Annotated in this window: 6 protein-coding genes and 1 pseudogene; 6 read left to right on the top strand and 1 reads right to left on the bottom strand. The window is 70.1% G+C overall.

Features of this window, described 5'->3' with window-relative positions:
- Positions 1-140, top strand: a pseudogene (locus GA0115259_RS39285) (glycosyltransferase); the annotation flags it as partial.
- Positions 141-147: 7 nt separating this feature from the next.
- Here GA0115259_RS39285 and GA0115259_RS29090 read toward each other — a convergent pair.
- Positions 148-1944: an AMP-dependent synthetase/ligase gene (locus GA0115259_RS29090; RefSeq protein WP_093602535.1), complete on the bottom strand. Its 1797-nt coding sequence runs from the start codon at positions 1942-1944 to the stop codon at positions 148-150.
- A 291-nt stretch (positions 1945-2235) separates the two neighbouring features.
- On the opposite strand from GA0115259_RS29090, the gene GA0115259_RS29085 reads away from it, so the two are divergent.
- The 5 genes from GA0115259_RS29085 (at position 2236) to GA0115259_RS29065 (ending at position 6350) form a co-directional block, all read left to right on the top strand.
- Entirely contained in the window at positions 2236-3003 is a 768-nt protein-coding gene (locus tag GA0115259_RS29085; protein ID WP_093602537.1) for a metallophosphoesterase family protein, read from the top strand.
- 56 nt (positions 3004-3059) lie between these two features.
- On the top strand, positions 3060-3509 hold the full coding sequence (locus tag GA0115259_RS29080; protein WP_093602533.1) for an SRPBCC family protein: 450 nt from the start codon (positions 3060-3062) through the stop codon (positions 3507-3509).
- A 5-nt stretch (positions 3510-3514) separates the two neighbouring features.
- Complete coding sequence (locus GA0115259_RS29075) at positions 3515-4753, top strand: ArsA family ATPase (RefSeq protein ID WP_093602531.1); 1239 nt, start codon at positions 3515-3517, stop codon at positions 4751-4753.
- A gap of 89 nt (positions 4754-4842) precedes the next feature.
- Entirely contained in the window at positions 4843-5343 is a 501-nt protein-coding gene (locus tag GA0115259_RS29070; RefSeq protein WP_093602529.1) for a DUF5304 domain-containing protein, read from the top strand.
- Between the two features lie 65 nt (positions 5344-5408).
- The gene (locus GA0115259_RS29065; RefSeq protein ID WP_066953974.1) at positions 5409-6350 is read left to right on the top strand and encodes an ROK family glucokinase; all 942 of its coding nucleotides are present in this window, start codon (positions 5409-5411) and stop codon (positions 6348-6350) included.
- Positions 6351-6435: the final 85 nt, after the last annotated feature.

Here is a 6435-nt window from a genome sequence, read left to right as displayed (position 1 = left end):
CGGCGGAGTCGGCGGAGCGGATCGTGGCGCTGCTGCTGGACGCGGAGCTGCGGGCGCGGATGGGGGAGCGGGGACGGGAGTGGGTGGAGGAGCGGTGGCGGTGGGACGAACTGGCGTCTGAGCTGCGGTTGTTGCTCTAGCTTTCGCTCAGGTCTGGTACAGCGCCTCGATGTCGTCCGCGAAGTCCTTCGCCACCACGTTCCGCTTGAGCTTGAGCGACGGCGTGATGTGGCCGCCCTCTTCCGTGAACTGGGTTGTGAGGATGCGGAATTTGCGGACCGATTCGGCTTTGGAGACGGCGCTGTTTCCTTCGTCCACCGCTCGCTGTACCTCGGCCAGTAGTTCTGGGTCCAGGCGGAGTGTTGCCGCCGTTGAGTTGGACGGTTTGTTGTGTTCTGCCGCCCAGCGGGTCAGGAATTCCTCGTCCAAGGTGATCAACGCGCCCACGAACGGGCGGCCGTCGCCGACGACCATGCATTCGGAGATGAGAGCGTGGGCGCGGATGCGGTCCTCGATGACCGCGGGCGCGACGTTTTTTCCGCCTGCGGTGATGAGGATTTCCTTCTTGCGGCCCGTGATGGTGAGGTAGCCGTCCTCGTCCAGGGTGCCGATGTCACCGGTGTGGAACCAGCCGTCGGCCAGGGCTTCGGCGGTTGCCTGCGGGTTGTTCCAGTAGCCGGTGAAGAGGTGTTCGCCGTGGAGGAGGACCTCGCCGTCGTCGGCGATACGGATCACTGAGCCGGGCAGAGGCTGTCCCACCGTGCCGATCTTCTGGCGGTCCCACGGGTTGAAGGCGGTGGCCGCGCAGGATTCGGTGAGTCCGTAGCCTTCCAGGACGGTGAAGCCGATGCCTCGGTAGAAGTGGCCCAGGCGTTCGCCCAGAGGCGCGCCGCCGGAGATGGCGTACTCGCCGCGTCCGCCGAGCACCGCGCGTAGCTTGCGGTAGACGAGCCGGTCGAAGAGCTTGTGGCGGATCCGCAGGCCGAGGGACGGGCCGCGCGGGGTGGACAGGGCTCGGCTGTAGGCGATCGCCGTGTGCGCTGCCCGGTCGAAGATCGCGCCCTTGCCCGCCGCCTGCGCCGTGGCGCGTGCCGAGTTGTAGACCTTCTCGAAGACTCGCGGTACGCCGAGGATCAGCGTCGGCCGGAAGGTGGCCAGCTCCTCCGTCAGATTCTTGATGTCCGGTACGCAGCCGAGTTTGATCGGCGCCATCACGGCCGCCACCTCGACCAGCCGTCCGAAGACATGCGCGGCCGGAAGGAAGAGCAGCACGGAGCACTCGCCCGTACGGAAGAGAGGCCTGAGCCGCTCCACCGCGTTTCCGCACTCCGCGAAGAAGGCGCGGTGGGTGAGGACACAGCCCTTGGGCCGGCCGGTGGTGCCCGAGGTGTAGACGATGGTCGCCGGATCGTCGGCCTTCGCGGCCGACGCGCGTTCGTCGACCACTGCCTCCGGGACATCCGCGCCCGCTGTGGTCAGCTCTTCGACGCCGCCGCGGTCGATCTGCCAGACCGCCCGGAGGTCCGGCAGCGTGTGCTGGACCGACTCCACCGCCGTGTAGTGCGCGTCGCTCTCCACGATCACCGCGACCGCGCCCGAGTCGCCGAGGATCCACTGGACCTGCTCCGCCGAGCTGGTCTCGTACACCGGTACGGTCACCGCGCCGGCGGTCCAGATCGCGAAGTCGAGCTGCACCCACTCGAAGCGCGTACGGGACATCAGCGCGACGCGGTCGCCCGGCCGGATACCGGCGGCGATCAGGCCCTTGGCGGCGGCCCGTACCTCGGCCAGGAACTGGGTGGCGGTGACATCGGTCCAGGCGCCCGCCACCTTGCGGCCCAGGACCGCGACATCGGGATGCTGTGCGGCATTGCGGCGGATGAGATCCGTCAGATTGCCGTCCGCGGGGACCTCGTACAGGGCCGGAAGGCTGAACTCGCGCAAGACTGCTGCTCCTCATCGGGCGCCGACGCCACGGCTCCGTGCGACGCGCCGGTCGCGGTCCAAGACCGGGGCAGATGCTCGGTGGGGCGAGCACGACTGGACTGCCCGGACGTTACCCATCGGTACTGGCGTACGCATAGAGGGTCCCGGCCAGATGTTCCCTGCGTCACACGTGATGGACGGTACTGCGCGCACAGTAGTCCACACCTCTGACACGACGGAAGGAACCGCAGGTCCGGCCCCCTCTATCGGGTGGGAGAAGCCCGTTCTAGGGTGATCGGCATGGCAGGTATGCGAGTCAATGTGATCAGTGATGTGCATGGGAACACCCAGGGCCTGCGGACGGCCTGCGACGGCGCCGATGCCTTGATCTGCCTCGGTGACCTCGTGCTCTTCCTGGACTACGCGGACCACTCGCGCGGTATCTTTCCCGATCTCTTCGGTGTCGAGTACGCCGACCGGATCGTGGAGCTGCGTACCGCCCGCCGCTTCGACGAGGCCCGTGACCTGGGACGGGAGCTCTGGTCCCGGCTGGACATCGATCCCGCCGCCGCCATCGAGGGAGCGGTGCGCCGTCAGTACGCCGAGATGTTCGCCGCCCTGCCCACGCCGACGTACGCCACCTACGGCAATGTCGACATCCCGACACTCTGGCCCGAGTACGCGCGGCCCGGCACCACCGTTCTCGACGGCGAGCGGGTGGAACTGGGCGGCCGGGTCTTCGGTTTCGTCGGCGGCGGGCTGCGTACCCCCATGCGCACTCCGTACGAGATCTCCGACGAGGAGTACGCCGCCAAGGTCGAGGCTCTCGGCGAGGTGGACGTCCTGTGCTCGCACATCCCGCCCGATGTGCCCGAGTTGACCTATGACACCGTCCCGCGCAGGTTCGAACGCGGCAGCCGCGCCCTGCTGGAGGCCATCCGCCGTACGAAGCCCCGGTACGCCCTGTTCGGCCATGTCCATCAGCCGCTCGCCCGGCGGATGCGGATCGGCTCCACGGAGTGTGTGAATGTCGGTCACTTCGCCGCGACAGGACGGCCCTGGGCCCTGGAATGGTGACCGGCGCACTCGCGATAGCCTGCACACCGCGTACCCAGTACCGGAGGAGCACGGCGATGGCGGAACACACCAGTTCGAGCATCACGATCGAGGCGGCACCGGCCGATGTCATGGGCGTGATCGCCGACTTCGCCCGCTATCCGGAGTGGACCGGCGAGGTGAAGGAGGCCGAGGTGCTGGCCACCGACGACCGCGGGCGCGCCCAGCAGGTCAGGCTGGTGCTGGACGCCGGAGCGATCAAGGACGACCACACCCTCGCCTACACCTGGACCGGTGGCAACGAGGTGAGCTGGACGCTGGTGAAGTCCCAGATGCTGCGCGCCCTGGACGGCTCGTATCTGCTGGTACCTCTCGGCGGCGGCGACCGCACGGAGGTCACCTACCGGCTGACCGTCGACGTCAAGATCCCGATGCTCGGCATGATCAAGCGCAAGGCGGAGAAGGTCATCATCGACCGCGCGCTCGCGGGCCTGAAGAAGCGCGTCGAATCCGCACCCGGAGCCTGACCCCGATGCGTACGGTCCTGGTCACCGGCCCCGGCGGGGCGGGCCGTACCACCATCGCCGCGGCCACCGCGCGCGCCGCCGCCCGGCGCGGCGGACGCGTTCTGCTGCTCTCCGCCGATCCGCTCGACGATCTGCTCGGCATACCGGTGGGCGCCGGGCCCACCGGGACGGGCGACGGCCTGTGGGCCGCCCGTATCGACTCCGGTGAACACTTCCGTACGGAACTGCTCGCCCTCCAGGAGCGGGCCGCCACCGCACTCGATCTGCTCGGCGCCCGCAGACTGGCCGGCGAGGAACTCACCGAGCTGCCCGGCAGCGAGCAGTTCGCCCTGCTCCACGCGGTGCGCCGGGCCGTCGAGGGCGACTGGGACGTGCTGGTCGTGGATCTGCCGCCGCTGCGGCAGGCACTGGCCGTACTGGCCCTGCCCGAGCAGCTCCGCCGCTATCTGCGCCGACTGCTGCCGCGCGAGCGCCAGGCCGCCCGCGCGCTGCGCCCGATGATGGCCCAGCTCGCCGGCGTACCGATGCCCGCGCAGTGGCTGTACGAGATGGCCGACCGGCGGGACGCGGAGCTGGCCGTCGTTCAGTCCGTCGTCCAGGACCCGAGAACGACCGTACGGCTGGTCGTGGAGCCGGGGCCCGCGGCGGCGGAGGCCCTGCGCACCGCCCGTACCGGACTGGCCCTGTACGGGCTGCGCGTCGACACGCTCGTACCGAACCGGATCCTGCCCGGCGACGCGGCGGGACCCTGGCTCGCGACGCTCGTGGCGCAGCAGCGCAAGTGTCTGGACGAGTGGTACGAGGAGTGGGCGCCCGAGGCGCCGCTGTATCCGGTGGGACATCTCGGGCGGGATCCGCAGGGCCCGGACGACCTGGCGTTTCTGGGTTCGGGCTCGGGCTCGGGCTCCGGCGAAGGCGAGGCCGGGGGAGCGGGCCTGGCCACCGGGCTCGCGGACGGACTGGACGAGCCGGGGCCGGCGGTGGCCGAGCGCTGGCCGGTCGAGGACCGGCTCGCGGAGGACAATCTGCTCGTCTGGTGTGTGCCGCTGCCCGGAGCGGTCAAGAGCGAACTGTCCCTGGTCCGCAGGGACGACGAACTTCTGCTCACCGTCGGCCCGTTCCGCCGTATCGTGCCGCTGCCGTCCGCGCTGCGCCGCTGCACGGTGACCGGCGCGGCCCTCACCGACAGTGTGCTCCGGGTGAGATTCACGCCGGACCCCGCGCTGTGGCCGCGCGGGCACTGAAGGCCCGTGGCCGTTCGGGTACCGTCGAAGGTAAGCACTCCTTCCGCTGCCCTTGGCGGAAGGCCTCTGCCTCTGACGCAGGAGTCTCCATGAGCGATGCCACCGAGCGCCCCGCCACCGACTCGGACGCCTGGGCGGCGGCATGCGCCGAGGATCTGGAGGCGGAGAAGGCCCGCCGCCGCGAGACCTACGGCCCGCCGCCCGTCTCCGCCTCCGAAGAGCTGCGCAAGCTGGTCGATGCCGTCGCGGACAAGGTCTCGTCGCTGCCGGGACCGCTGTTCGGCATGGCCGCGCAGGGCGCCGTACAGCAGTTCATCAACCAGGCCAAGGCGGTCGTCGAGCCGGTCATCGAGCGCAATCCCGGAGTCTTCGACCATCTCGCCGCGGCGGGCAACGAACTGCTCGCCGCGTACCGCTCGGCGGTCGAGAGCCAGGAGGGCCGCTGGACCCGGGACTCCTCCTCCGCGCCGTCCGCGCCGGACCCGTCCTCGCTCGGCACAGACGTCCCGTACGACACGAAGAAGTCCGACGACCCCACGGACCCCAGGGACGAAGGACCTGGTCCGAGCGGTCATATCGACCTGGACTGACCTTCGGGCGCCCGCCCTCGGGTACGGTTGACCACAGCGGGGCTCGACCGAAAACTGAGGGACACATGGGACTCACCATCGGCGTCGACATCGGCGGCACGAAGATCGCGGCGGGCGTGGTCGACGAAGAGGGCACCATCCTGGAGACGCACAAGGTGCCCACCCCGCCGACCGCCGAGGGCATCGTGGACGCGATCTGCGCCGCGGTCTCCGGCGCCGGCGAGGGACACCAGATCGAGGCGGTCGGTATCGGTGCCGCCGGATATGTGGACGACAAGCGCGCCACCGTCCTCTTCGCGCCCAATATCAACTGGCGCCATGAACCGCTCAAGGACAAGGTCGAGCAGCGGGTCGGCCTGCCGGTCGTCGTGGAGAACGACGCCAACGCCGCCGCGTGGGGCGAGTACAAGTTCGGCGCCGGACAGGGCCATGACGACGTCATCTGCATCACGCTCGGCACCGGGCTCGGCGGCGGCATCATCATCGGCAACAAGCTGCGCCGTGGCCGCTTCGGTGTGGCGGCCGAGTTCGGTCATATCCGGGTGGTGCCGGACGGTCTGCTCTGCGGCTGCGGCAGCCAGGGATGCTGGGAGCAGTACGCGTCCGGGCGCGCCCTCGTCCGGTACGCGCGCCAGCGCGCCAACGCGACGCCCGAGAACGCGGAGATCCTGCTCGGTCTCGGCGACGGCACCGCGGACGGCATAGAAGGCCGGCACATCAGCTCCGCGGCCCGCGCCGGCGACCCGGTGGCCATCGACTCCTTCCGTGAACTGGCCCGTTGGGCCGGCGCCGGTCTCGCCGATCTGGCCTCGCTCTTCGATCCGTCCGCGTTCATCGTCGGCGGCGGTGTCTCCGACGAGGGCGAGCTGGTCCTCGACCCGATCCGGAAGTCCTTCCGGCGCTGGCTGATCGGCGGCGAGTGGCGTCCGCATGCCCAGGTGCTCGCGGCCCAACTGGGCGGCGAGGCGGGCCTGGTGGGCGCCGCGGACCTGGCCCGCCAGGGCTGACGCGCGGCTTACCGCCCGTACTTTCGCGCCAGGATCTCCGCGCCCGTACTTCCGCGCCCGCCGCACCCGATGTGGGTACGGCGGG

Source organism: Streptomyces sp. MnatMP-M17, from assembly GCF_900091995.1.
GTDB lineage: Bacteria > Actinomycetota > Actinomycetes > Streptomycetales > Streptomycetaceae > Streptomyces.
This window is presented reverse-complemented; position numbering and strand designations above follow the sequence as displayed.